Source organism: Streptomyces sp. NPDC001530 (assembly GCF_042894545.1).
Classification (GTDB): Bacteria; Actinomycetota; Actinomycetes; order Streptomycetales; family Streptomycetaceae; genus Streptomyces.
This window is the reverse complement of the sequence record NZ_JBIAVS010000030.1, coordinates 86,339-111,012: the sequence shown is the minus strand read 5'-3', so window position 1 is coordinate 111,012 and position 24,674 is coordinate 86,339. Positions and strand designations below refer to the sequence as shown.

General features: G+C 70.8%; 17 protein-coding genes and 1 pseudogene. 15 read left to right on the top strand and 3 right to left on the bottom strand.

Annotated features, from left to right (window positions below; translation table 11 throughout):
• Positions 1-308: 308 nt before the first annotated feature.
• Positions 309-764, top strand: a pseudogene (locus ACFY0T_RS43405) (hypothetical protein); the annotation flags it as partial.
• 861 nt (positions 765-1,625) lie between these two features.
• Entirely contained in the window at positions 1,626-2,762 is a 1,137-nt protein-coding gene (locus ACFY0T_RS43400; protein WP_388883986.1) for a glycosyltransferase family 4 protein, read from the top strand.
• Between the two features lie 23 nt (positions 2,763-2,785).
• Here the strand turns inward: ACFY0T_RS43400 and ACFY0T_RS43395 are convergent, their stop codons facing one another.
• Entirely contained in the window at positions 2,786-4,414 is a 1,629-nt protein-coding gene (locus tag ACFY0T_RS43395) for a PucR family transcriptional regulator (RefSeq protein ID WP_388883984.1), read from the bottom strand.
• Positions 4,415-4,637: 223 nt separating this feature from the next.
• Here ACFY0T_RS43395 and ACFY0T_RS43390 point away from each other — a divergent pair, with 223 nt between their 5' ends.
• Together ACFY0T_RS43390 and ACFY0T_RS43385 are read left to right on the top strand one after the other, a co-directional pair.
• Positions 4,638-6,146 carry an APC family permease gene (locus ACFY0T_RS43390; protein WP_388883982.1) on the top strand — a complete coding sequence of 503 codons (1,509 nt, stop codon included), beginning with the start codon at positions 4,638-4,640 and terminating at the stop codon, positions 6,144-6,146.
• Positions 6,147-6,157: 11 nt separating this feature from the next.
• Positions 6,158-7,780 (top strand): flavin monoamine oxidase family protein, encoded by a 1,623-nt coding sequence (locus ACFY0T_RS43385; RefSeq protein WP_388883980.1) that lies wholly within the window; start codon positions 6,158-6,160, stop codon positions 7,778-7,780.
• A gap of 69 nt (positions 7,781-7,849) precedes the next feature.
• On the opposite strand, the gene ACFY0T_RS43380 is transcribed toward ACFY0T_RS43385, so the two are convergent.
• Positions 7,850-9,229: an FAD-binding oxidoreductase gene (locus ACFY0T_RS43380; RefSeq protein WP_388883978.1), complete on the bottom strand. Its 1,380-nt coding sequence runs from the start codon at positions 9,227-9,229 to the stop codon at positions 7,850-7,852.
• A gap of 233 nt (positions 9,230-9,462) precedes the next feature.
• Positions 9,463-11,271: a glycoside hydrolase family 15 protein gene (locus ACFY0T_RS43375; RefSeq protein WP_388884006.1), complete on the bottom strand. Its 1,809-nt coding sequence runs from the start codon at positions 11,269-11,271 to the stop codon at positions 9,463-9,465.
• Between the two features lie 485 nt (positions 11,272-11,756).
• On the opposite strand from ACFY0T_RS43375, the gene ACFY0T_RS43370 reads away from it, so the two are divergent.
• The 11 genes from ACFY0T_RS43370 to ACFY0T_RS43320 all read left to right on the top strand — a co-directional run bounded on the left by ACFY0T_RS43370 (position 11,757) and on the right by ACFY0T_RS43320 (position 24,493).
• Entirely contained in the window at positions 11,757-13,424 is a 1,668-nt protein-coding gene (locus ACFY0T_RS43370; RefSeq protein WP_388884004.1) for a CTP synthase, read from the top strand.
• Between the two features lie 147 nt (positions 13,425-13,571).
• The gene (locus ACFY0T_RS43365; protein WP_388883976.1) at positions 13,572-14,198 is read left to right on the top strand and encodes an NUDIX domain-containing protein; all 627 of its coding nucleotides are present in this window, start codon (positions 13,572-13,574) and stop codon (positions 14,196-14,198) included.
• A gap of 193 nt (positions 14,199-14,391) precedes the next feature.
• Complete coding sequence (locus ACFY0T_RS43360) at positions 14,392-16,473, top strand: tetratricopeptide repeat protein (RefSeq protein WP_388883974.1); 2,082 nt, start codon at positions 14,392-14,394, stop codon at positions 16,471-16,473.
• Positions 16,474-16,608: 135 nt separating this feature from the next.
• Positions 16,609-17,733 (top strand): alanine dehydrogenase, encoded by a 1,125-nt coding sequence (gene ald, locus ACFY0T_RS43355; protein ID WP_388883972.1) that lies wholly within the window; start codon positions 16,609-16,611, stop codon positions 17,731-17,733.
• A 388-nt stretch (positions 17,734-18,121) separates the two neighbouring features.
• Positions 18,122-19,249, top strand: a complete 1,128-nt coding sequence (locus tag ACFY0T_RS43350; RefSeq protein WP_388883970.1) for a ParA family protein — start codon at positions 18,122-18,124, stop codon at positions 19,247-19,249.
• Entirely contained in the window at positions 19,246-19,806 is a 561-nt protein-coding gene (locus tag ACFY0T_RS43345) for a hypothetical protein (RefSeq protein WP_388884002.1), read from the top strand. The genes ACFY0T_RS43350 and ACFY0T_RS43345 overlap by 4 nt, the downstream gene beginning before the upstream one ends.
• An 18-nt stretch (positions 19,807-19,824) precedes the next feature.
• Positions 19,825-21,003, top strand: a complete 1,179-nt coding sequence (locus tag ACFY0T_RS43340; protein ID WP_388883968.1) for a segregation and condensation protein A — start codon at positions 19,825-19,827, stop codon at positions 21,001-21,003.
• The gene (scpB, locus tag ACFY0T_RS43335) at positions 21,000-21,656 is read left to right on the top strand and encodes an SMC-Scp complex subunit ScpB (RefSeq protein ID WP_388883966.1); all 657 of its coding nucleotides are present in this window, start codon (positions 21,000-21,002) and stop codon (positions 21,654-21,656) included. The genes ACFY0T_RS43340 and scpB overlap by 4 nt, the downstream gene beginning before the upstream one ends.
• Positions 21,656-22,768: a pseudouridine synthase gene (locus ACFY0T_RS43330; protein WP_388883964.1), complete on the top strand. Its 1,113-nt coding sequence runs from the start codon at positions 21,656-21,658 to the stop codon at positions 22,766-22,768. The genes scpB and ACFY0T_RS43330 overlap by 1 nt, the downstream gene beginning before the upstream one ends.
• A gap of 133 nt (positions 22,769-22,901) precedes the next feature.
• Positions 22,902-23,897 (top strand): sigma-70 family RNA polymerase sigma factor, encoded by a 996-nt coding sequence (locus ACFY0T_RS43325; protein ID WP_388883962.1) that lies wholly within the window; start codon positions 22,902-22,904, stop codon positions 23,895-23,897.
• A complete protein-coding gene (locus ACFY0T_RS43320) occupies positions 23,894-24,493 on the top strand; it encodes a TIGR03086 family metal-binding protein (protein WP_388883960.1) in 600 nt (199 codons plus the stop codon). Before ACFY0T_RS43325 ends, ACFY0T_RS43320 begins: the two co-directional genes overlap by 4 nt.
• Positions 24,494-24,674 lie beyond the last annotated feature (181 nt).

Below are 24,674 nucleotides of genomic sequence, written 5' to 3'. Positions count from 1 at the left end.
GCGCACCACCGACATCCCCGTCCGCAACGTGAAGGCGAACAAGCCCCAAGAAGTACCTGATGTTGTCTAGGCCCACCGTCAAGCATCAACTGGGACCAGAACGTCAAACATCACCTGGGACTAGACAGTTGTGCCCTTCTCCGAGGCGGTCCGGCCGTAGTCCGAAGCGGTAAGGCCCCTTCTGGCGCAGCATCGTTGGCAGAAGGCTGCATTCGCTGTGGTGTTGCGCACAGCGCCAGGAGACCGCCCAGGTTCCTTGGCCTGCCGCCTGACCAGCGAAGTTAATACCGCATCAGCAAGACTTGACTGAAGTGACCAGCGGGGCGGTCAAGTTGTTCGGGATCTCTGTGGCGGGGCTGGTGGCGGGGACGATGCTCAAGGAGCGGCCCCTGGACAAGCTGCTCGCGGGTGTCGTGATCGCCGGGACCGCACACTTCGTCAACCTCGTGGATGTGCGGCCCGGGCGGGCCGCCGGTGCCGTACTCGCCCTGGGCGCGCCCGGGCTGCTGCGCGGCGGGACCGCGGGGCAGCTGTCCGCGGTGGCGATGGGGGCCGCCGCGGCCGTGCTCCCCGACGACCTCGGCGAGCGCGCGATGATCGGCGACACCGGCGCCCACGCACTCGGCGCCGCGCTGGGCACCGCCATCGCCGTCGGCAACGGCTGAGCGGGGCTCGTCGCCCACGCGGCCGCACTGGTGGCCGCGACGGCGTACGGGGAGAAGGTCAGCGACGTGGCGCGTGCCCTGGGGCGGGCGACCGGCTGAATGGGCCTTCGGCTCTGAGCGGGCCTTCGGCTCTGAGCGGGCCTTCGGCTCTGAGCGGGCCTCCGGCTCTGCGTGTGGCCGTGCCCGCGAATGGCGCCCCTGCGCGCGGGGCACCCCGATTGACCCGCCGACCAGTTCAGGCGTTCGCGCCCCACCGCTTGGCGTTCCCGGCGTTGAGGAGAGGGCGAGCTCGTGTGCGTGGCTTTCTGGAGAGGGCGGGCGTGTGCGTGTGGTGTTCCGGAGACGGTGGGCCTGTGCCTGTGGTGTCCCGGAGACGGTGAGCGTGGTGCGTGGCGTGGGAACGCGAGCGCGTGCCTGTGGCGTTCCGAAGACGGCAGGGGCGCGCCTGTGGCGTTCCGAAGACGGTAGGGGCGCGTGCCTGTGGCGTTCCGAAGACGGCGAGCGCGCGCCCGTGGTGTTCCGGAGACCGCATGCGCGCCCCCTGCGGCCCACGCTGAGCGCCTCCCGGCGGCACACGCCTGAGCGCCTCCTGGCGCCCCTCCTCGAGCGCCCGCCCCCGCGCCCACGACCTTGCCTCCCGCGCCCAGGACCACGCCCCCTGCGCCCACGACCTCCCCCCTCCCCCCGGCGACGCACCCCACCGCCTCCCCCCGAATCACCCCCTAGCACCCCGCCCCCAATCCCGCCCAAACCCCCGCCACTTCTCACTCATGTGAGTGACCGCGTCCGGCGAGTTGGCCAGGCCTTCGTGACCTTCGTTCGGCGGCGGTGCCGGAACACCCGTGCGGCCTGGCATCCTTGGCGTAGTACGCGGAGCACGACGTGCGGTACACCCCCTCTGCGCGATCCTTCTGTAGTTTCTTCGTGACCGTCCGACGCCGAATCAGGAGCCCCGGCCACGTGAGCCACGTGAGCAGCCACTCACCGCACGGCCAGTCGCCGCTGCGCACCGTGCAGGTGCTCGGCGGCGGAAGCGCGGGCAGCAGTGCGCATGTGCGGTCGCTGGCGTCGGGGCTTGTGGCCCGGGGCGTGCGGGTCACCGTTTGCGCGCCCGCCGAGGCCGATCGCGCCTACGGGTTCGCCGGTGTGGGCGCGCAGCACGTTCCCGTGCCGCGCAGCAGCGACCCCGCCTCCGTGGCCGCGCTGCGGACGGCCTGCGCGGACGCCGACCTCGTGCACGCGCACGGGCTGCACGCGGCGTTGAGGGCCGCGCTCGCGCTCAGCGGGCGGCGCGTCCCGCTCGTCGTCACCTGGCACACGCGCGCGCACGCCGAGGGGGCGCGGGCCCATCTGCTGCGACTCCTTGAGCGGCGGGTGGCCAAGGCCGCCGCCGTGGTGCTGGGGACCTCGTCCGACCTCGTGGACCGGGCGCGCAGCAGGGGAGCGCGCGACGCGCGGCTCGCCGCCGTGGCCTTCCCCGCGCCGCGCACGCCCGTCGAGCACAATGACCCCGACCGGCTGCGGCACAAGGCGCGGGCCGAACTCGGCGCCACCGACCGGCCGTTGCTCATGGCCGTCGGCTCGCTCGACGGGCACCGTGGGTACGACGTGCTGCTGGACGCCGCCCGCGCGTGGCGCCGGCTCGATCCCTTGCCGCTGCTGGTGATCGCGGGGGAGGGGCCGCTGCGTACGGTTCTGCAGCGGCGTATCGAGGACGAGGGGCTGCCGGTCAGGCTGATCGGGCGGCGCGAGGACATCACGGAGTTGCTGGCCGCCGCCGATCTCGCGCTGTTGCCCAGCAGTTGGGAATCACGGTCCGTCCTCGCGCAGGAGGCCCTCTACGCGCGCGTGCCGCTCGTCGCGACCGCGGTCGGCGGCATCCCCGAACTGGTCGGCGACGCGGCCGAACTCGTGCCGTACGGCGACGCGGTGGCACTCGCCGACGCCGTCGTACGCCTCCTCGAGGATCCCGCGCACCGTGAACTCCTCATGGAGAAGGGTGCCCGGCAAGCGGCCACTTGGCCGACCGAGGACGAGACGGTCGCCCAAGTGCTCAGCATCTACGACGAGTTGACGCAACCTCGCCCTCTGGGCTGACCACGGCCTACGGCACATGCGGCCTACGGCACATGCCTGCGCGCCCGCAGCGCCAGGCTCAACGCCAGTACCGTCTGGGGGTCGTCCAGGTCCGTGCCCAGCAACTCCCCGATCCGGGCGAGCCGGTTGTAGAGGGTCTGCCGGTTGAGGTGCAGCTCGCGGGCCGTCTCCGCCTTGCGGCCCGCGTGGGCCAAGTACGTCTCCAGGGTGGGCAGGAGCGGCGGCTTGGAGCGGTTGTCGTGGTCGCGCAGGGGGCCGATCGCGCGGTCCACGAAGGCCGCCAGGTCCGGGTGGTCGCGAAGGCGCCACAGCAGGAGGTCGATGTCCAGGCGGCGTGCGTCGTACCACGGGCGGTCGGACAGGCCCTGCGCCGCCGTCGCCGTTTCCGCGGCGTGCCGCAGGCCCGCCGACGCTGCCGCCCAGCCGCCCGCGACCCCGACCACCACCACCGGCGGCTGCGCGCCGGGCCGCTGCATGCCCGCGCGCTCCACGCCCGCCCGCAGCGCCGCCGCCACCCGGTCCGCCACGGCCGAGCGTTCGGACTCCGAGCGCAGGCCCAGCAGCAGCGGGACACGGCCCTCCACCGGTCGTACGCCCAGCAGGACCGGGACTCCCACGGAGGCCAGTTCCTCGGCGACCGCGCGGGCCAGGACCGCCCAACCGCCGCCGGGCGACAGGCCGTCGGCGAGTCGCATCACGACCGGCAGGAGCGGGCTGTTGCCGGGCTTGAAGCCGAGCACGCGGGCCTGCGCGGGCGCGTCCTCGGCCTCGATGCGGCCCTCCGCGAGGTCGGTGAGGAAGTCGCCGCGCCCGCGCGCCGCGAGCTCCTCCTCCTGGCGGGCCTGCATCAGCACGACGGCCAGGATGCCCGCGGCCCGCTCGGCGGCGATCCGGTGCACCGGGGCGACGGGCGAGCCGACGGGCAGGAGGACCAGCCGGGCCCGTACCGAGCCGGTGCCGGGGCCCCCTCCGGGCACGTCCACGAGGGTCGTCCCGGCGGGCGGCTCCTCCTTGTGCTGGCCGCGCAGCCCCTCCCACACCTGGAGCGGATCGGCGCCCGCGGATCCGGCCCCGGCGGCGTACAGGAGCTGGCCGTCCGCCGTTTCCAGGAAGACGGGATTGCCGCTGAAGTCCGCGAGGATGCCGAGGACTTGGGGGACACCGCCACCGCCGAGGAGCGCCTCGGTACAGCGCCGGTGCACCTCCTCGGCCTGCTGGAGCAGCGCGTAGTGCCCGTTGACGATCTCGGTGTGCACCTCCTCCGTGACCGTCACGAAGGGCACCTCGCGGTGCAGCTGGACCAGCGGGAGACCGGTGGACCGCGCCGTCTCCACGAGGGCCGCCGGCAGCCGGGTGAAGCGGGGCCCGAGCTCCACGACGAGCGCCGCGATGCCGCGCTCGGCCAGCGTGCGGACGAAGGCGCGCTGCTCGGCGGGGCGGGTGCCGAGGCCGTATCCGGTGGTCAGGAGCAGCTCGCCGCCCTTCAGCAGGGAGGCGATGTTGGGGACCTCGCCCGCGTGCACCCAGCGCACGGTGCGCTGCAGCCGGTCGGCCCCCGCGAGGATCTCCGGCAGCCCGCTGCGCAGCCCGGGCAACTCCAGCGCCCGCTGCACGGTGATTCCGGCGCCCTGGGTGTCGTAACGGCTGTCCATGCAGCGGACGCTACCCGCGGACAGGTTCCGGGGGCATCTCCGATCGATTACGGGAGCCGTCATGGGCGGCATGTGCGCGACAATGCGTCGCCCCTGCGCCGGAATTGCGCGACCTCGTGTCTGTTGTGGCGTGCGTCACTAGGCCGCCAAACTGTCGCATCCGCAAGGGAATGGCCAATAGATCTTCGGATTTCGTTGCGCCGGTCTAAAGAGAGGGGCGGGAATGACAGAAACACCCACGCGAGAGGTGCATCGTCTCAAAGCGAATTCCGTAGGCCTGGTCGGTGTCGTGTTCATGGCGGTGGCCACGGCGGCGCCGATCACCGCGATGACCGGCAACCTCCCCATCGCGGTCGGCTTCGGCAACGGCACGGGCGCGCCCGCCGGCTACATCTTCGCCACCGCCGTCCTGACCGTCTTCTCCGTCGGCTATGTCGCCATGGCCAAGCGGATCACGGCCGCGGGCGCCTTCTACGGCTACATCTCGCACGGTCTGGGCCGGATCGCGGGGATGGCCTCCGGGATGCTCGCCGTGATGGCGTACATCGTCTTCGAGGCGTCCATCGTCGGCGTCTTCTCCTACTTCGCGAGGACCACCGTCGACGACCAACTGGGCGTCGATCTGCCGTGGATCCTCTACGCGGCCGTCATGCTCGCCATCACGGCCGTCCTGTCGTACTTCGACATCAACCTCACCGCGAAGGCGCTCGGCGTGATGCTGATCGCCGAGATCGCCGTGCTGTTCGCGGTGGCCACGGCCGTGCTCGTCCAGGGCGGCGGCCCGGACGGCATCCCCATGGAGCCCATCAACCCGAAGAACGCCTTCACCGGCACCTCCGCCGGCCTCGGGCTCTTCTTCGCCTTCTGGTCATGGGTCGGCTTCGAGTCGACGGCGATGTACGGCGAGGAGTCCCGCGACCCGAAGCGGGTCATCCCGCGCGCCACGCTGATCTCGGTCGTCGGCGTCGGGCTGTTCTACATCTACGTCTCCTGGATGACCATCGCCGGCAACGGCCTGAAGGGCTCGGTCAAGGTCTCCTCCGGCGCGAGCCCCCTCGACCTGTTCTTCGACCCGGCGCACGCCTTCATCGGCGCCTGGGCGGTCGACGCCTTCCAATGGCTGCTGATCACCGGCTCGTTCGCCTGCGGGATGGCCTTCCACCAGTGCGCGGCCCGCTACTTGTACGCCATCGGACGCGAGGGCTTCCTGCACCCGGCCCTGGGGCGCACCCACGTGAAGCACGGCTCCCCGTACATCGCCTCGTGCGTGCAGTCCGTCATCGCCGTCGCCCTCGTGGCCGCCTTCTGGCTGACCGGACAGGACCCGTACATCCACCTCTACACGCTGCTCGCGATCCTCGGCACGATGGCGATCCTCATCGTGCAGACGCTGTGCTCGTTCGCCGTCATCGGCTACTTCCGCAAGCACCACCCCGAGGACCGGCACTGGTTCCGTACCTTCACCGCGCCGCTGGTCGGCGGGATCGGCATGATCGCGGTGGTCGTGCTGCTGGTGCTGAACCTGGACACCGCGGCGGGTACGGCGGCGGACTCGCTCTTCTTCAAGGCCATCCCGTGGATCGTCGGCCTGGTCTTCTTCGGCGGGCTGGGCCTCGGCTTGTATCTCAAGGCCCGGCAGCCGGAGCGCTACGACATCATCGGCCGGATCGTCCTGGAGGACGCGGCCGAGCGCACGGACGACGCAGTCAAGGAACCCTCCACCACCGTCTGAGGAGCTCTCCCGTGTCCCGTACGAACACGATGCACGCGCTGCGCACGCTCGCCGCCGACCACGCCGCCGCCCGCCGACTGGGCATTCCCGTCGCCGAGTTGCGCGGCCTGCGGATGAACCGCCGCACCCTTTTGAAGGGAGCGGCCGCCCTGGCAGCGACCGCGAGCCTGACGACGACGGCGAGCCTGACGGCGGCGCCCGGAGCCGCCGCCGCGTCCGCGCCCCGTATCGCCGTCGTCGGCGCCGGAATCGCCGGGCTCACCGCCGCCCTCACCCTCCACGACGCGGGCTACGCCTGCACGCTCTACGAGGCCAGCCCGGACCGCGTCGGCGGCCGTATGTACTCCCAGCGCGACCACTGGGCGTACGGTCAGACCTCCGAGATCGGCGGCGAGCTGATCGACACCAGCCACAAGAAGATGCTGGAGCTGTGCCGCCGCTTCGAACTGCCCACCGAGGACTTCCTCGGCGGCGGCCCCAACGGAGCCGAGGAACTCCTCTGGTTCAACGGCGAGTACTACCCGCGCGACCAGGCCGACGAGGACTTCAAGGCCGTCTACCAGGCCCTCCACCAGGACCTCCAGGCCTCCGGCGAGGTCTTCTGGAACCAGACCACGGACGCCGGCACCGCCCTCGACACCATGTGCCTGTACGACTGGATCGACTCCCGCGTACCGGGCGGCCACGACTCGCCCCTCGGGCGGCTCTTCGACGTCGCCTACAACGTCGAGTACGGCGCCGACACCACCGACCAGTCCTCGCTCGCCCTCGTCCTGCTGATGGGCTACCAGACCAATCCCGGCAACCTCAACATCTGGGGCCTGTCCAACGAGCGCTACCACATCACCGGCGGCAACGACCAACTCCCGCATGCCATCGCGGACTTCCTGCCCGACGGCACCATCCGCCAGGGCTGGTCCCTCGACGCGGTGAAGGCGAACAGGGACGGCACACAGACGCTCACGTTCACCGAAGCGGGGTCCGTGCGAACCGTCACCGCCGACCACACCGTCCTGTGCCTGCCGCTGCCGATCCTGCAGCGACTCGACCTCACCAAGGCCGCGTTCGACACCCGTATGACGAACCTGCTGCGCGACGCCCGCATGGGCTACTGCACCAAGCTCAACATGCAGTTCTCCAGCCGCCCCTGGCGCGGCACCGGCGCCTGGCCCGGCGTCTCCGCGGGCGAGTGCTTCACCGACACCGAGGTCCAGCAGACCTGGGACACCACCAAGATCCAGCCGGGCACGGGCGGCATCCTCCTCCAGTACGGCGGCGGCAGCCTCGCCAAGTCCCTCGCGCCAGCGGGCCCGTTCTCGTACGAGAACGACCCCTACGTCACCGGACTGGCCAAGAAGTACCTCGCGGGCATCGACGCCTTCTTCCCCGGTACGTCGGCCGCCTGGACCGGAAAGGCCCAGCTCTCCACCTGGCACCTCAACCCGTACTCCCTGGGCGCCTATGCGTATTGGCCCGTGGGCTATCTGCACCGGTACGCGGGCTACGAGGGCGTCGCCCAGGGCAACATCCACATCGGTGGCGAGCACTGCTCGTACGACTTCCAAGGCTTCATGGAGGGCGGCGCGACCGAAGGCGAGCGGGCCGCCCAGGAGGTGATCGCCGCCCTCGCGTAAACGCTTACGGAGGTGGTCTCGCCCCCGCGTACACGCTTACGGCGGTGATGGCCACCCTCGCGTAAACGCTTACGCGGGTGCGATGTTGTGGTTGAAGCGGAAGACGTTGTCCGGGTCGTACTCGGCCTTCACGGCGGCCAGGCGCTGGAGGTTCTCGGCGCCGAGGCCTGCCACGACCCGGTCGCGGCCCTCGTCGCCGATGAAGTTGAGGTAGACCGCGCCGGTGCTCCATGGCCGGACCTCGGCGCGGACCCTCTTGACCCACTCGATGCACCGCTCGTCGTCGGCCGGGTCTTCCCAGATCCCGAAGGGGTGCACGGCCCACGGCGCATCCCGGTAGGGCACCGGGAACCTGGCCGGGCCCGAGGCGATCGCGCCGCCCTGCGGGAACACCACGTGCTGGGTTCCCGTGGGCACGGGCACGGACTCGCCGAGGGCGCAGTAGACGTCCACGACGTCGGGCAGCCCGGTCAGATACTCCGCCGACCAGTAGTTCCGCAGACCGGGCGGGGCGTCGAGCATGCACTGGACGTCGGAGTAGGGGAGGGCGGTGAGGATCTCGGCCTCGTGCGGCAGCGCCAGCAGTGGCTGGGCGAGTTTGCGCAGGTCCTCCTCACCGCCGACGTACGTGAGGAGAGCGATGCACAGCAGCGTGCCGACCATGTGCTCGGGGACGAACTCCTTGGGCGGCCCCGTCGTATACATGACGGCGCCGCTCACCTCCGACGGGCCGTTCTCGATGATCTCGCGGTAGCGGCGGACCGCGTCCGGGCCGGTGTCCGGCCGGTACATCAGCATGGCGATCGAGAACTCGGGGAGCGGGTGCAGCTTCAGGGTCAGCGCCGTCGCGACGCCGAAGTTCCCGCCGCCGCCGTGCAGCGCCCAGAAGAGCTCGGGGTTCTCGTGGTCGGTGGCCAGGACCGTCGTGCCGTCGGATGTCACCAGTTCGACGCCGAGCAGATTGTCGACGGCGAGGCCGAAGGTCCGGCCGAGCCAGCCGTTGCCGCCGCCGAGTACGAAGCCGCCGACGCCGATGGTCGAGACGCGGCCGCCGGTGGTCGCCAGACCGAACGGCTGGGTGGCACGGTCGAGGTGGCTCATGACGGCGCCGCCCTCGATCCGTACCGTCTCGGAACCGGGATGCACCGTCACCGTGTGCATCCGGCGCAGATCGACGACCAGGCCGGTGTCGTTGAGCGCCATGCCCGACACACTGTGGCCGCCGCCGCGCACCGCGATCTTCAGGTCCAGTTCGCGCGCGAAGCGCACCGAACGGGCCACATCGGCCTCGCCCGCGCACTGCGCGATCACGGCGGGGCGCCGGTCGATCATCGCGTTGAAGACCGTCCGGGCCTCGTCGTACCCCTGGTCGTCCGGGGCGAACACGTCGCCGGCCAGATCCGCGCGGAGCGCGGCAAGCGCCGCGTGCGCCTTCGAAAGGGGAGCCATGGCAGCCGCCCCCTTCCAGGAGGGGACAGGACTGGTTCCAGGCTAGGCCCCGCCACGACACCGACGCCTGCCGGACGGCGCCTGGTGCGTGCGATCGCAGGGCGCTGTCCGGCCCGCCCTTCGGGCGGACGACGCCAGGGTGACGACGGGACCTCGGGCACGGCGAATCGGTCCCGTTCAGCGGCCGTACGCCCGTCAGCGGACGTACGCCGGGTCAGCGGCCGTACGCCAGGTCAGCCGCCGTACGCCCCCGATGCCGTCAGGCGCAGTGCCGTGTCGATCAGCGGAACGTGGCTGAACGCCTGCGGGAAGTTCCCGACCTGGCGCTGCAGGCGCGGGTCCCACTCCTCCGCGAGCAGCCCGAGGTCGTTCCTGAGCGCGAGCAGCTTCTCGAAGAGCTTGCGGGCCTCGTCCACGCGGCCGATCATCGCGAGGTCGTCCGCCATCCAGAACGAGCACGCCAGGAAGGCGCCCTCGTCGCCCTCCAGACCGTCCACGCCCGCTTCCTCGCCGATGGTCGGGTAGCGCAGGATGAAGCCGTCCGGGGTGGACAGCTCGCGCTGGATCGCCTCGATCGTGCCGATCACGCGCTTGTCGTCCGGGGGCAGGAAGCCCATCTGCGGGATGAGGAGCAGCGAGGCGTCCAGCTCCTTGGAGCCGTACGACTGCGTGAACGTGTTGCGCTCCTTGTCGTAGCCCTTCTCGCACACGTCCCGGTGGATGTCGTCGCGCAGTTCGCGCCACTTCTCCAGCGGACCGTCCGCGTCACCGGACTCGATGAGCTTGATCGTGCGGTCGACGGCGACCCAGGCCATCACCTTGGAGTGCACGAAGTGCCGACGCGGACCTCGGACTTCCCAGATGCCCTCGTCCGGCTGGTCCCAGTGGTTCTCCAGGTAGCGGATCAGCTTCAGCTGGAGGAGCGAGGCGTAGTCGTTGCGCGACAGGCCCGTCATATGGGCGAGGTGCAGGGCCTCGGTGACCTCGCCGTACACGTCCAGCTGGAGCTGGTGCGCGGCGCCGTTCCCGACGCGTACGGGGGTCGAATTCTCGTACCCCGGAAGCCAGTCGAGCTCCGCCTCGCCCAGCTCTCGTTCGCCCGCGATGCCGTACATGATCTGCAGGTTCTCAGGGTCGCCCGCGACCGCGCGCAGCAGCCACTCGCGCCAGGCGCGCGCCTCCTCGCGGTAGCCGGTGCGCAGCAGCGAGGAGAGGGTGATCGCTGCGTCGCGCAGCCATGTGTAGCGGTAGTCCCAGTTGCGTACGCCGCCGACCTCCTCCGGGAGCGAGGTCGTCGGGGCGGCGACGATGCCGCCCGTGGGCGCGTACGTCAGGGCCTTCAGCGTGATCAGCGAGCGGACGACGGCCTCGCGGTAGGGGCCGTGGTAAGTGCACTGCTCGACCCACTCGCGCCAGAAGTCCTCGGTGGCCTCCAGCGACTGCTCCGGCTCTGGCAGCGCGGGCGGCTCCTTGTGTGAGGGCTCCCACGAGATGGTGAACGCGATCCGGTCACCCGGCGCGACCGTGAAGTCGGCGTACGTGGTCAGCGCTTTGCCGTAGGTCTCGCAGGCGGTGTCGAACCACACCGAGTCGGGTCCGGCGACGGCGACCGTCCGCCCCTCGTGCTTGTGCACCCAGGGCACCACACGGCCGTAACTGAAACGCATCCGCAGGGCGGAGCGCATCGGCACCCGGCCGGTGACACCCTCGACGATCCGGATCAGCTGCGGGGCGCCGTCGCGCGGGGGCATGAAATCGGTCACGCGGACCGTGCCTCGCGGGGTGTCCCACTCGGATTCGAGGATCAGCGAGTCGCCGCGGTACCGGCGGCGCGCCGCGGTCGGCGGTGCGGCGTCGGCCGCGTGTGCCGGGCCGAGCCGCCAGAAACCGTGTTCCTCCGTGCCGAGCAGCCCAGCGAAGATGGCATGGGAGTCGAAGCGGGGCAGGCACAGCCAGTCGACTGTGCCGTCCCGGCAGACCAGCGCGGCTGTCTGCATGTCTCCGATGAGTGCGTAGTCCTCGATGCGCCCGGCCACGTGCATCTCCAGTCGAACGGCCACGTCGCCCCCCGAGGGGCGGTCGCTCTTGCGGTCAGGGGAACGTTGGTAGTGCGGAACTTTGGTCATGCGTCGCTGCGAAACGTCAATTATCAGTGTGATGGTCGTTGCGATTGTCGTTTCGAAACGAACTGACGAGCTCTTGTTGTTCCGGGGTAACGGGCGGGGATGGTGCCGTGTGCCGGCCGGGCTCGGCAGCGAGTGTCCGAGCAGGATACGACGCACCTGGAAGATCCGCGTGCCGCTCCCGGCAACCCGGGTGGGCCGATCGAGTGAGCACTGTGCGGGTCTGTGCCCGCGTGTGTGCGGAGCGTGGCCGGAAGCGGCCTCGTCCCGTCGCTGATACCCTGGTAGCCCGTGGACCGGTGGGCAAGAAACCCCCGAACCGCAGCGACGGCGCCTCCGGAAATCTCCGGTACACCACGCCGGTACGCACCCCAGACCGCGACCACGGGAGCCCCCTCTTGGCCATGCCGCCCGCTGCTTTTCGAAACAGCACAGCCACGACGACCAAGCACATCTTCGTCACCGGGGGTGTCGCCTCCTCCCTCGGCAAGGGCCTGACCGCCTCCAGCCTGGGCGCGCTGCTCAAGGCGCGGGGTCTGCGGGTCACGATGCAGAAGCTCGACCCGTACCTGAACGTCGACCCGGGCACCATGAACCCGTTCCAGCACGGCGAGGTGTTCGTCACCAACGACGGCGCCGAGACCGACCTGGACATCGGTCACTACGAGCGCTTCCTCGACGTGGACCTGGACGGCTCGGCCAACGTCACCACCGGCCAGGTGTACTCGACGGTGATCGCCAAGGAGCGGCGCGGCGAGTACCTGGGCGACACCGTGCAGGTCATCCCGCACATCACCAACGAGATCAAGCACCGCATCCGCCGTATGGCCACCGAGGACGTCGACGTCGTCATCACCGAGGTCGGCGGCACGGTCGGCGACATCGAGTCCCTGCCGTTCCTCGAGACGGTCCGCCAGGTCCGTCACGAGGTCGGCCGTGACAACGTGTTCGTCGTGCACATCTCGCTCCTCCCGTACATCGGCCCGTCCGGGGAGCTGAAGACGAAGCCGACGCAGCACTCGGTTGCGGCACTGCGCAACATCGGTATCCAGCCGGACGCGATCGTGCTGCGCGCCGACCGCGATGTGCCCACCGCGATCAAGCGCAAGATCTCGCTGATGTGCGATGTCGACGAGGCGGCCGTGGTCGCGGCCATCGACGCCAAGTCGATCTACGACATCCCGAAGGTCCTGCACACCGAGGGCCTCGACGCGTACGTCGTGCGCAAGCTGGACCTGCCCTTCCGCGACGTGGACTGGACGACCTGGGACGACCTGCTCGACCGCGTCCACAACCCCCTCCACGAGATCAACCTGGCGCTCGTCGGCAAGTACATCGACCTGCCCGACGCCTACCTCTCGGTCACCGAGGCCCTGCGCGCGGGCGGCTTCGCCAACAAGGCCCGCGTGAAGATCAAGTGGGTCACCTCGGACGACTGCAAGACCCCGGCGGGCGCGGCCAAGCAGCTCGGCGACGTCGACGCGATCTGCATCCCCGGCGGCTTCGGCGACCGTGGTGTCTCCGGCAAGGTCGGCGCCATCCAGTACGCCCGCGAGAACAAGATCCCGCTGCTCGGCCTGTGCCTGGGTCTGCAGTGCATCGTGATCGAGGCCGCGCGCAACCTGGCCGACATCCCGGACGCCAACTCCACCGAGTTCGACTCCGCCACCGCCCACCCGGTCATCTCCACCATGGCCGAGCAGCTCGACATCGTGGCGGGCGAGGGCGACATGGGCGGCACGATGCGCCTGGGCATGTATCCGGCCAAGCTCGCCGACGGTTCGATCGTGCGCGAGGTGTACGACGGCAAGGAGTACGTCGAGGAGCGCCACCGCCACCGCTACGAGGTGAACAACGCCTACCGCGCCGAGCTGGAGAAGAAGGCCGGTCTGCAGTTCTCCGGCACCTCCCCGGACGGCAAGCTCGTCGAGTACGTCGAGTACCCGCGTGACGTGCACCCCTACCTGGTCGCCACCCAGGCGCACCCCGAGCTGCGCTCGCGCCCGACCCGCCCGCACCCGCTCTTCGCCGGCCTGGTCAAGGCCGCGGTGGAGCGCAAGACAGGCAAGTAACACCAGGGTTGTACGGTGGCCGGGGTGCGCGTCTTTCGAGGTGTGCGCCCCGGTTTCCGTCGCAGCCCCGCTGTGGCCGATTCCTTTCGGCCGTGACCGGCTCTGTTGCGTGACCGGCTTCTTTTCGTACGTGTGGGAGGACAGGCCATGACGATCAAGGACACCGCCGAGGAGTGGGAGGTCCGGGCGACCGAGACCCCCTTCAAGGGCAACAAGACCTCGGTGCGTACCGACGACGTGGTCATGCCCGACGGATCGGTCGCCCGCCGCGACTACCAGGTCCACCCCGGCTCCGTGGCCGTCCTCGCCCTCGACGACGAGGGCCGCGTGCTGGTCATCCGCCAGTACCGCCACCCCGTACGCCACAAGCTCTGGGAGATCCCCGCGGGCCTGCTCGACATCCCGGGCGAGAACCCGCTGCACGCGGCCCAGCGCGAGCTGTACGAGGAGGCGCATGTCAAAGCCGAGGACTGGCGCGTCCTGACCGACGTCTACACGACGCCCGGCGGCTGCGACGAGGCCGTGCGCATCTTCCTCGCCCGCGACCTCTCCGAAGCCGAGGGACAGCGTTTCGAGGTCGAGGACGAAGAGGCCGACATGGAGGTGGCCCGGGTCTCCCTCGACGAGCTGGTACGCGGTGTGCTCGCCGGTGACCTGCACAACAACTGCCTCGTCGTCGGCGTCCTCTCGCTGGTCGCCGCGCAGAACGGCGACGGCCTCGACGCGCTGCGCCCGGCGGAGGCGCCGTGGCCGGCCCGGCCCTTCGAGGTCTGACGCACCCCTGCTTCGGCAGCCGGCAGTCCGCCGGCATCCCCGCGACGCCATCAGTCCTACGATCGCCTGATCCGATCGGGGGACGTGTCCGCCGTGCTCCTCCCAGATCGTTGCAGAGCGTGAACTAGGCTCTGGAAACGCCCGAACCGGAGTCCCGGCGGGCCCCAGCGTGCAGTGGGACGGGAGTGTGCCCGTGGCGGATCAGGCGGTGGACAACGGCGGCACGAAGGTGTCGGCCAGGGGGCAGCGCCCGGCTGCCGGGTCCGCTCCCACGGAGGGCCAGTTCCTCGGCCGTGCAAGAGAGTTGAAGGAACTCCGGGCCGACATCGAGCGCGCGGGCCTGGACACCCTCTCCGGCAAGAAGGCGCCACGCGCGCGCGTGCTGCTCATCGCGGGCAAGCCCGGCTCGGGTCGCACCGCACTCGCCGAAGAGCTCGTACGGCAGGTCGCCGAGAGTTACCCCGACGGTGTGCTGCGCGTCCGGCTCACCGAGCCCGACGGCACCCCGGTGCCGACCGAACGCACCGCGCGCGAGCTCCTCTCCGCCCTGGAGCGGCCCACGCCGCCCGGGGCCGCCGCCGACGACCTGAGCGAGGCGGTGCGCGAGGCCCTCGCCACCCGCCGGGTGCTGCTCCTGCTCGACGACGCGGCCGATGCCGAGCAGGTCGACGCGCTGCTGCCCGACGCACCGGAATGCCTGGTCGTCGCCGTCTCCGGCGGGCCCCTCACCGGTATCGCGGACGTCCGCCCGTGCACCCTGGGCGGTCTGGACACCAAGTCCGCCCTGGAGCTCCTCGACCGCTTCACCGGCTCGGTGCGCATCACCGTCGACCCGCTCGCCGCCGAGGGCCTGGTCGAACTGTGCGCGGGCCAGCCCGCCGCCCTGGTGCTCGCCGGCGGCTGGCTCGCGGCCCGCCCCCAGTCGGCCGTCGCCGACCTCGCCAAGCAGCTGCGCACCGACGCCGAGGAGGGCCCCCCGCTGGCCCGCGTCTTCCGCCTCGCCTACGCCTCACTCCCGAGCAACGCCGCGCGGATACTGCGGCTGCTCTCCCTGGCCCCCGCCGGCCTCGTCGACCCGCACACCGCGTCCGCCCTCGCCGGCTGCTCCGTGGGCGCCGCGCGCACCGCACTGGACGACTTCGCCGCGCTCGGCCTGATCAGGGCCGTCGAGTCGCCGCTGCCCCAGTACGAGGTGCCCGGCTGTCTGCAGCCGCTGCTGCGCGCGCTCGCCGAGACCCACGACCGCCCGGCCGAGCTGCAGCTGGCCCGCGCCCGGATGCTGGAGCGGACCGTACGGCTGCTGGTGTCCTGCCGTGCCATCACCGAGACCGACAGCTCGCCCGCCCGCGAGAAGCTCGCCGGAATGCCCCGCGCCCTGCGCTTCCCCACCCCCCGGGCGGCCGCCGACTGGCTGCACATCCGGCAGCCCGCGCTGCTGGCCTCCGCCCGGCTCGCGGTCGCCGACGGCGAGCTGGACACGCTGGCCCGCCGCCTCATGGCCGCGCTGGTCCGGGCGATGGTCGCGCACGTCGGTACGCGGGCCGCGGCGCCCGAGCTGTACGGCATCCACCGGCTCGTCCTCGACGTCGCCGAGCGCCGGAAACTGCCCCGCGAGAAGGCCGCGGCGCTGCTGAACCTCGCCGACCTGGACGCGCAGACCGGCCGTACCACCGAGGCGCTGGCCCGCTACCGGGCCGCCCTGGACGCCGGGCGCGAAGCAAATGACCCGTATGCGACCGGCCGCGCGATGGAATCCGTAGGCGGTGCCCACCAGGAGCTCGGGGACTACGACCGGGCCGCCGACTGGTACGGCAGGGCGCTCGCCCAGCGGCTCGCCCGCGACGAGCGCGTCGACGCCGCCCGGCTGTACGGCCGGATCGCCACCGCGCACACCTACGCGGGCCGCTACGGCGAGGCGCTGCGCAACTGGCGCGCCGCCGTCACCGGCCACCGCAGGAACGGCGATGTGGCCGCCCAGGCGCGGGCGTTGAGCGAGATGGCGCGCGTCCAGGAGTACGCCGGTCGGCCCGAGGAGTCGCTGCGCACCTGCCACGAGGCGGTCGAGTGGGCGCGCCGCGCCGACGACGTACGGCTGCAGGCCGCGCTGCAGCTCCGGCTGGCCGACACCCTGGACCGGCTCGGCGACCCCGCGGCCGCCCGGCTGCACCGCGGCGCGGCCGAGCGCATGCTGGGTGATGAGTTCCCAGAGACCGCTTCGGCCAGGGAACAAGGCGCTAACGCCTACGAAATCCGCAGTACATCCGAAGAAGATTGATGCAATGAAAGGCTAGACAGCGGGAACACCTTCATTAAACTGGCTCTGCCGCACCTTCTCCTGCGGTGTCTCCCGATGTGCCCCCGCACATGCGGGTATGTCTTGTAATGCACCACATCCCCTGAGCCAAGGACCGTGATCGACGTGAAGGTCGGCATCCCCCGCGAGGTCAAGAACAACGAGTTCCGGGTGGCCATCACCCCCGCCGGCGTGCACGAGCTGGTGCGCAACGGCCACCAGGTCTTCATCGAGCAGAACGCCGGCGTCGGCTCCTCGATCACGGACGACGAGTTCGTCGCCGCCGGTGCGCAGATCCTCGGCACCGCCGACGAGGTCTGGGCCACCGCCGACCTGCTGCTGAAGGTCAAGGAGCCCATCGCGGAGGAGTACCACCGCCTCCGCAAGGACCAGACCCTCTTCACCTACCTGCACCTGGCCGCCTCCAAGGAGTGCACGGACGCGCTGATCGAGTCCGGCACCACGGCGATCGCCTACGAGACGGTCGAGCTGCCCAGCCGCGCGCTGCCGCTGCTCGCCCCGATGTCCGAGGTCGCGGGCCGCCTCGCCCCGCAGGTCGGCGCCTACCACCTGATGCGCGCGGCCGGCGGCCGTGGCGTCCTGCCGGGCGGTGTCCCGGGTGTGATCCCGGCGAAGGCTGTCGTCATCGGCGGTGGCGTCTCCGGCTGGAACGCCGCGCAGATCGCCATCGGTATGGGCTTCGACGTGACCCTGCTCGACCGCGACATCAACAAGCTGCGTGAGGCCGACAGGATCTTCGGCACGAAGATCAAGGCCGTCATGTCCAACTCCTTCGAGCTGGAGAAGGCCGTCCTCGACGCCGACCTCGTCATCGGCGCCGTCCTCATCCCGGGCGCCAAGGCTCCCAAGCTGGTCACCAACGAACTCGTGTCCCGGATGAAGCCGGGAAGTGTCCTTGTCGACATCGCGATCGACCAGGGCGGCTGCTTCGAGGACTCGCGTCCCACCACGCACGCCGAGCCGACCTTCAAGGTCCACAACTCGGTCTTCTACTGCGTCGCCAACATGCCGGGCGCCGTGCCGAACACCTCCACCAACGCCCTCACCAACGCCACGCTGCCCTACATCGTGTCGCTGGCCAACAACGGCTGGGTCGAGGCGCTGCGCCGTGACCCCGCGCTCGCCAAGGGCCTCAACACCCATGACGGCAAGGTGGTTTACCGCGAGGTCGCCGAGGCGCACGGCCTGGAGCACGTCGAGCTGGAGAGCCTGCTCGGTTAAGTCATCAACGGGTAAAAGGCGATACGTCAACACAGGTCGTCAACCCAGCGCACCCGGCCGGACCTTGCCCGACAAGGTCCGGCCGGATGTGTGTCGGGTCACTTTGCGACACTCGTTCAACTCGCCACGAACGTAACTCTTCCACCGATTCGCACACCGGTGAAACCTACTGTGCGACGGCCTTACGCCCTTGACAGAGGGGTGTTCGGTTGCCGACACATCAGGTCGGGTCCGGCGGATTGTGTTGCTGCGGACCGGTGACACGCCATAGAGTCGCCAATCGTCGGCATGGTGCCACGCTGACCTATCTAGAAGTTTCCTGGTCACCAAGGAGGTAAGACGACTTGTGAATGAGTCGACATTTACTCCCGGGGGTGGTCAACCAGGAATGCCGGCGCGGGGCCAGGGCCCCACGGGGCTCGAGGCTGTCGGCTCCGTCGCTGTCCGAACCTTCGCAGCCCACCAGAGTCCCCGGATGACTCAGACAGCACACCAGAGCATGGATGGCCATCACGTGAACGCCATGGCCGGCAACGGAAGTGGCGAGAACCGCACCCACTTCGCCGACTACGACGACCTGCCCGAGGGGCACTTCTACGACCCCGACGCCGAGTACGAGCCCGATCCCGAGTACGCGGCCACGCTCGCGCCCGACGCTGCCCGTCAGCGCCGTGAGCGCGTCGGCCCGACCGGGCGCCCGCTGCCGTACTTCCCGATCCCGGGCCCGCTGACCGACCACGGCCCCGCGAAGATCATCGCGATGTGCAACCAGAAGGGCGGCGTCGGCAAGACCACGTCGACCATCAACCTGGGCGCCGCGCTCGCGGAGTACGGGCGCCGGGTCCTGCTCGTCGACTTCGACCCGCAGGGCGCGCTCTCGGTCGGCCTCGGCGTCAACCCCATGGAGCTCGACCTCACCGTCTACAACCTGCTCATGGAGCGGGGCATGGCGGCCGACGAGGTGCTCCTGAAGACGGCGGTCCCGAACATGGACCTGCTGCCCAGCAACATCGACCTGTCCGCCGCCGAAGTGCAGCTGGTGAGCGAGGTCGCCCGAGAGTCCACGCTGCAGCGCGCCCTGAAGCCGCTGATGGCCGACTACGACTACATCGTGATCGACTGTCAGCCCTCGCTCGGCCTGCTCACCGTCAATGCCCTGACGGCGGCTCACAAGGTGATCGTGCCGCTCGAGTGCGAGTTCTTCGCGCTGCGTGGTGTCGCGCTGCTCACCGAGACCATCGAGAAGGTCCAGGAGCGGCTCAACCCCGAGCTGGAGCTCGACGGCATCCTCGCCACGATGTACGACTCCCGCACCGTGCACAGCCGTGAGGTGCTCGCGCGCGTGGTCGAGGCCTTCGACGATCACGTCTACCACACGGTGATCGGCCGGACCGTCCGCTTCCCGGAGACCACCGTCGCCGGTGAGCCGATCACCACGTACGCCTCCAACTCCGTCGGTGCCGCCGCCTATCGCCAGCTCGCCAGGGAGGTGCTCGCCCGGTGTCACGCCGAGTGAGTCTGCCGGGGGCCGACGAACTGTTCCGTACCACCGGGGGAATGGCGCTCCAGGCGTCCACGCCCTCACGCCGGACCAACGGCGAGGCCCGGGTGCCCGCTCCGGCGGGCGAGAGCGACGCGGCCGCCGCGGGGGAGGACGCGCCGCAGTCGGTGCCCGTGCAGGGCGGTGACGGCGAGGGCGACGAGCACGTCGCGTCCGACGCCGAGTCGTCCGACGCGGGGGAGTCCCGTAGCCGGGGTGCGGCTCCGGAGCGGTCCGGGCGACGCCAGCCGGCGCAGGAAGGTTCTGCCGCCGCGCAGCCGTCCCGCGGCAAGCGGGGGCGTGCCGCCAACCGTCGGCCCAGCGGACGGGAGCGGCACGACGAGAAGATCACGGTGTACGTGTCCGCCGAGGAGCTCATGGACCTCGAGCACGCCCGGCTGGTGCTCCGGGGTGAGCACGGGCTCGCGGTCGACCGCGGGCGGATCGTCCGCGAGGCGGTCGCCGTGGTGCTTGCCGATCTGGAGTCCCGGGGGGACGCGAGCATCCTCGTACGACGGCTGCGTGGGCGGTAGCGGTAGCCTGCGACGGCTATGACCTCGAACGACGTCCCTGTCCCCGCTTCCGGCTCCGCCGGTCGTCGGCGTGCGCTGGGGCGGGGGCCCGGGGCCGCGCCCCTGGCTGAGCCTCCGGCTGAGGTCTTGCCTCCTGCGGAGGCGGAGCCTGAGTTCGTGTCTCCTGCGGAGGCGGAGCCTGTTGCGCCTGCGGCGGAGGGCGAGTCTTTGGCCGCGGCCGGGTCTTCGGCTGCGGACCGTGGGGCGTTGTGCCCGCCCTCCCCCAAGCTCTCGGCTTCGCTCGAGCAGGGGGGACCCCCATCGCCCAGCGGGACGATTGCCCACGACGCCGGCGGCGGCTCCGAAGCACCCTCCGCTCCAGAGCCCGAAGAGCCCAACGATGGTGTCTTCAAGGTGCGGCTCTCGAACTTTGAGGGGCCCTTCGATCTGCTGCTTCAGTTGATTTCGAAGCACAAGCTCGATGTGACCGAAGTCGCGTTGTCGAAGGTGACCGACGAGTTCATGGCGCACATCAGGGCGATGGGGCCGGACTGGGATCTTGATCAGACGACCGAGTTCCTGGTCGTCGCGGCCACGCTGCTCGACCTCAAGGCGGCGCGGCTGCTGCCGGCCGCCGAGGTGGAGGACGAGGCGGACCTGGCCCTGCTGGAGGCGCGGGACCTGCTGTTCGCGCGGCTGCTGCAGTACCGCGCGTACAAACAGATCGCGGACATCTTCAACGCGCGGCTCGAGGAAGAGGCCCGCCGCTACCCCCGTACCGTCGGGCTCGAAGCCCATCACGCCGAGCTGCTGCCCGAGGTGGTCATCAGCATCGGGGCGGAGGGGTTCGCGAAGCTCGCGGTGAAGGCGATGCAGCCCAAGCCGAAGCCGCAGGTCTACGTGGATCACATCCACGCGCCGCTGGTCAGTGTGCAGGAGCAGGCCGGGATCGTGGTGGCGCGGCTGCGGGAGCTCGGGGAGGCCAGTTTCCGCGCGCTCGTCGAGGACACCGAAGACACCCTCACCGTCGTGGCCCGGTTCCTGGCCCTGCTGGAGCTCTACCGCGAGAAGGCCGTGGCCCTCGACCAGGAGGAGGCCCTCGGGGACCTGATGGTGCGCTGGACGGGCGGGGACGGGGACGAGCAGCCGACCGTCACGGACGAGTTCGACCGGCCGCCCGAGGAAGCCAAGGACGACGCCCAGAAGGAGAAGGCGTGAGCGAGGAGACCACCGAGATCCCGGCAGGGCTGCGCACCGTCGCCGACCTCGATCTCAAGCCGGCCCTGGAAGCCGTCCTCATGGTCGTGGACGAACCCGCGACCGAGGAGCACCTCGCGAAGATCCTGGAGCGGCCGAAGCGGCAGATCAAGGACGCGCTGCGGGAGCTGGCCGACGAGTACACCGTCCAGGGGCGTGGCTTCGAGCTGCGGCTCATCGCCGGTGGCTGGCGGTTCTACACCCGCCCCGAGTACGCGGCGGCCGTGGAGCGCTTCGTGCTGGACGGGCAGCAGGCCCGGCTCACGCAGGCCGCACTGGAGACCCTGGCGGTCGTCGCGTACCGCCAGCCGGTCAGCCGATCCAGGGTCTCGGCGGTCCGTGGAGTGAACTGTGACGGTGTGATGCGCACCCTCCTGCAGCGCGGTCTGGTCCAGGAGGCGGGCACGGAACCCGAAACAGGTGCGATCCTGTACACGACGACGAACTACTTCCTGGAGCGAATGGGCCTGCGCGGTCTGGACGAGCTCCCGGAGCTCGCGCCCTTCCTCCCCGAGGCGGACGCGATCGAGGCCGAGACGCTGGAAGGGGTCCCGTCGTTCGATCCGGATGCACCGGATGCAGATGCAGACGACACGACGACGACGGAACTTTGATGCGAAGCAGTGGCAGTGGCAGGAACAGCGGGCGCGGCAACCCCCGGGGGACCAGTGGGGGCGGCAGCGCCCGGGGGACCGGTGGGCGCGGCTCCCAGCCGAGGAGCGGAACAGGGCGCGACGACAAGCCGAAGCGCGAGGGCAGGCCCCGCCCCGAGGAGCGCCGCTACGACGTGGGCCCCGGCGCCTCCAAGGACGGCCCGAAGTCCGGGCGCGGCAGCGCGGCCCGCGGCGGCGCCAAGGGCGGACCCAAGCAGAGCCAGCAGCGTGGCGGCCGTACGGAGCCCGCGCGCTCCCGCGAGTACGAGACGCGGGCCGAGGAGCGCAACCGGGACCGGTATGCGGGCAAGAAGGACATCAAGCTGCCCAAGACCTTCCCGGGCGCCGAGCAGGAGGGCGAGCGCCTGCAGAAGGTGCTCGCGCGCGCGGGCTACGGTTCGCGGCGCGCCTGCGAGGAGCTGGTCGAGCAGGCCCGCGTCGAGGTCAACGGCGAGATCGTCCTGGAACAGGGGCTGCGCGTCGACCCGGAGAAGGACGAGATCAAGGTCGACGGGCTGACGGTCGCGACGCAGTCGTACCAGTTCTTCTCGCTGAACAAGCCCGCCGGTGTCGTCTCCACCATGGAGGACAACGAGGGCCGTCAGTGCCTCGGCGACTACGTGACGAACCGCGAGACGCGGCTCTTCCACGTCGGCCGGCTCGACACCGAGACCGAGGGCGTCATCCTGCTCACCAACCACGGTGAGCTGGCGCACCGCCTGACCCACCCCAAGTACGGCGTGAAGAAGGTCTACCTCGCGCACATCGTGGGCCCGATCCCGCGCGACCTGGGCAAGCGGCTCAAGGACGGCATCCAGCTGGAGGACGGGTACGCGAAGGCGGACCACTTCCGCGTCGTCGAGCAGACCGGCAAGAACTACCTCGTAGAGGTCACCCTCCACGAGGGCCGCAAGCACATCGTGCGCCGCATGCTCGCCGAGGCCGGCTTCCCGGTCGACAAGCTGGTGCGCGTCGCCTTCGGCCCGATCACCCTGGGCGACCAGAAGTCGGGGTGGCTGCGCCGCCTGTCGAACACCGAGGTCGGCATGCTCATGGCGGAGGTCGGCCTCTAGAGGTCGTAGAGCGTGTCCGTACGACGGCCGGTTCCGGAACTTCTCCGGGACCGGCCGATTCGTTTTCGCCGCCCCGCCGGTCTGTACCGGTGAACGATCCACCGGTGCGTGCCGGTGAACGAAGGGAGCGGGGATGACCACGACGACGGACCGCGACGAGTTCGTGAGGCTGACGGATCCTTACCGGCGGGAGCTGCTCGCCCACTGCTACCGCATGCTCGGGTCGGTCGACGACGCCGAGGACCTCGTCCAGGAGACGTATCTGCGGGCCTGGCGGTCGTACGACGGCTACGAGGGCCGGGCGTCCTTGCGGACCTGGCTGCACCGGATCGCCACGAATACGTGTCTGACGGCTCTGGAGGGGCGTGTGCGCCGTCCGCTGCCCTCCGGGCTCGGAGGGCCCTCAGACGGGCCCGAGGAGCCGCTGAGGGCCCCTGCGACGGACGTGCCGTGGTTGCAGCCGCTGCCCGACGCGCTCGTGGACCCGGCGACCGTGGTGGCGGCGCGGGGGAGTCTGCGGCTCGCGCTCGTCGCCGCGCTGCAGAACCTGCCGGCGCGGCAGCGGGCCGTGCTCATCCTCCGGGACGTGCTGGCCTGGCGGGCGCCCGAGGTCGCCGCCCTGCTCGGCACCTCCACGGCGGCCGTCAAAAGCAGCCTCCAACGCGCGCGTGCCCGGCTCGACGAGGTGGCGCCGGAGGAGGACCTCGTGGTCGAGCCCGAGGGCGCGGCGGACCGCGAGGTGCTCGACCGCTACATGTCGGCCTTCGAAAACGCCGACATGGACGCGCTGCTGGGGCTCCTCCAGGACGGTGTCGAGCTCGAAATGCCGCCCTACTTGGAGTGGTTCAGCGGCAAGAAGGACGTGCTGCGCTTCCTGGAGACCCGGGCACACGTCAAGGGACGGCTGCGGATACTGCCCACGCGCGCGAACGGGCAGCCGACCGCGGCCATGTACGAGCGCGGCGCCGACGGGGTCTTCAGGGCCCACTCCCTGCAGGTGCTCACTGTCGGGCGAGCGGTCGGAGGAGGCGGCGGGCCGGCCGTCGAGGGTCCGGCGGTCGCGCGCATCACCGTCTTCCTGGACCCGGAGCTCTTCGCGCGCTTCGGGATGCCGGCGGTGCTGTCGTGAACACCGGGGAGCTGCTGGAGCGTTCGCTCGCGTACGCCCTGGGGAGCGTCGCCGCCGTCGTACCCGGGAGTCTGGAGCGGGTCACACCCTGCGCGGAATGGGACCTGGGGGATCTGCTCGGGCACCTCGACGACTCGCTGGACGCCCTGTACGAGGGGCTCGCGGGTGGGCACATCGGGCTCTTCCCGGGAGCGGCCTCCGACCCTCTCTGCGGCTTCCGCAGGCGCGCTTGCGCCGTGCTCGGCGCCTGGGCCGCGGGGCCCCCGGAATCCGTGATCGTGGGTGACCGGCCGCTGGATGCCCGGGTGGTGACGGCTGTCGGTGCCGTGGAGATCGTCGTGCACGGGTGGGACGTGTCCCAGGCCTGCGGACAGGCGCGGCCGATTCCCGCCGCGCTCGCCGTCGAACTGCTGCCCGTGGCGCGGTGCGTGGTCGCGGACGAGGACCGTGGCGTGCGGTTCGCGGCGCCGTTCGCCGTGTCGCCGTCCGCTCCGCCCCGGGACCGGCTGCTCGCCTTCCTGGGGCGTCGCGATCCCCGTCGCGACGCGTTGCGCGATTCCTTTTCCGACCGGTCCTGGTCTGCCTTCCGTGAGTGATCCCGTGATCTCACGAAAGGAACCGTCATGGCTGACACCCTGCGTGCCCCGGTCGGGGCCGCCCCCGCGGGCCGGGGGGGGCCCCCCCCCCCCCCCTGGTCCCTGGTACTTGCCGGACGCCGGGCCCGGCAGTGCTCCCACGGCCGGGTCGTAGTCGCCCCCGCCCAGCCCGCCCGGCCGG

Excerpts from the sequence above, each read along its gene's own strand:
- ACFY0T_RS43395 (WP_388883984.1), bottom strand. The coding sequence starts at position 4,414 with ATGGACAGCCGTTACGACACCCAGGGCGCCGGAATCACCGTGCAGCGG.
- ACFY0T_RS43390 (WP_388883982.1), top strand. The coding sequence starts at position 4,638 with ATGACAGAAACACCCACGCGAGAGGTGCATCGTCTCAAAGCGAATTCC.
- ACFY0T_RS43380 (WP_388883978.1), bottom strand. The coding sequence starts at position 9,229 with ATGGCTCCCCTTTCGAAGGCGCACGCGGCGCTTGCCGCGCTCCGCGCG.
- ACFY0T_RS43375 (WP_388884006.1), bottom strand. The coding sequence starts at position 11,271 with ATGCACGTGGCCGGGCGCATCGAGGACTACGCACTCATCGGAGACATG.
- ACFY0T_RS43370 (WP_388884004.1), top strand. The coding sequence starts at position 11,757 with ATGCCGCCCGCTGCTTTTCGAAACAGCACAGCCACGACGACCAAGCAC.
- ACFY0T_RS43365 (WP_388883976.1), top strand. The coding sequence starts at position 13,572 with ATGACGATCAAGGACACCGCCGAGGAGTGGGAGGTCCGGGCGACCGAG.
- ACFY0T_RS43350 (WP_388883970.1), top strand. The coding sequence starts at position 18,122 with ATGCCGGCGCGGGGCCAGGGCCCCACGGGGCTCGAGGCTGTCGGCTCC.
- ACFY0T_RS43340 (WP_388883968.1), top strand. The coding sequence starts at position 19,825 with ATGACCTCGAACGACGTCCCTGTCCCCGCTTCCGGCTCCGCCGGTCGT.
- ACFY0T_RS43330 (WP_388883964.1), top strand. The coding sequence starts at position 21,656 with ATGCGAAGCAGTGGCAGTGGCAGGAACAGCGGGCGCGGCAACCCCCGG.
- ACFY0T_RS43325 (WP_388883962.1), top strand. The coding sequence starts at position 22,902 with ATGACCACGACGACGGACCGCGACGAGTTCGTGAGGCTGACGGATCCT.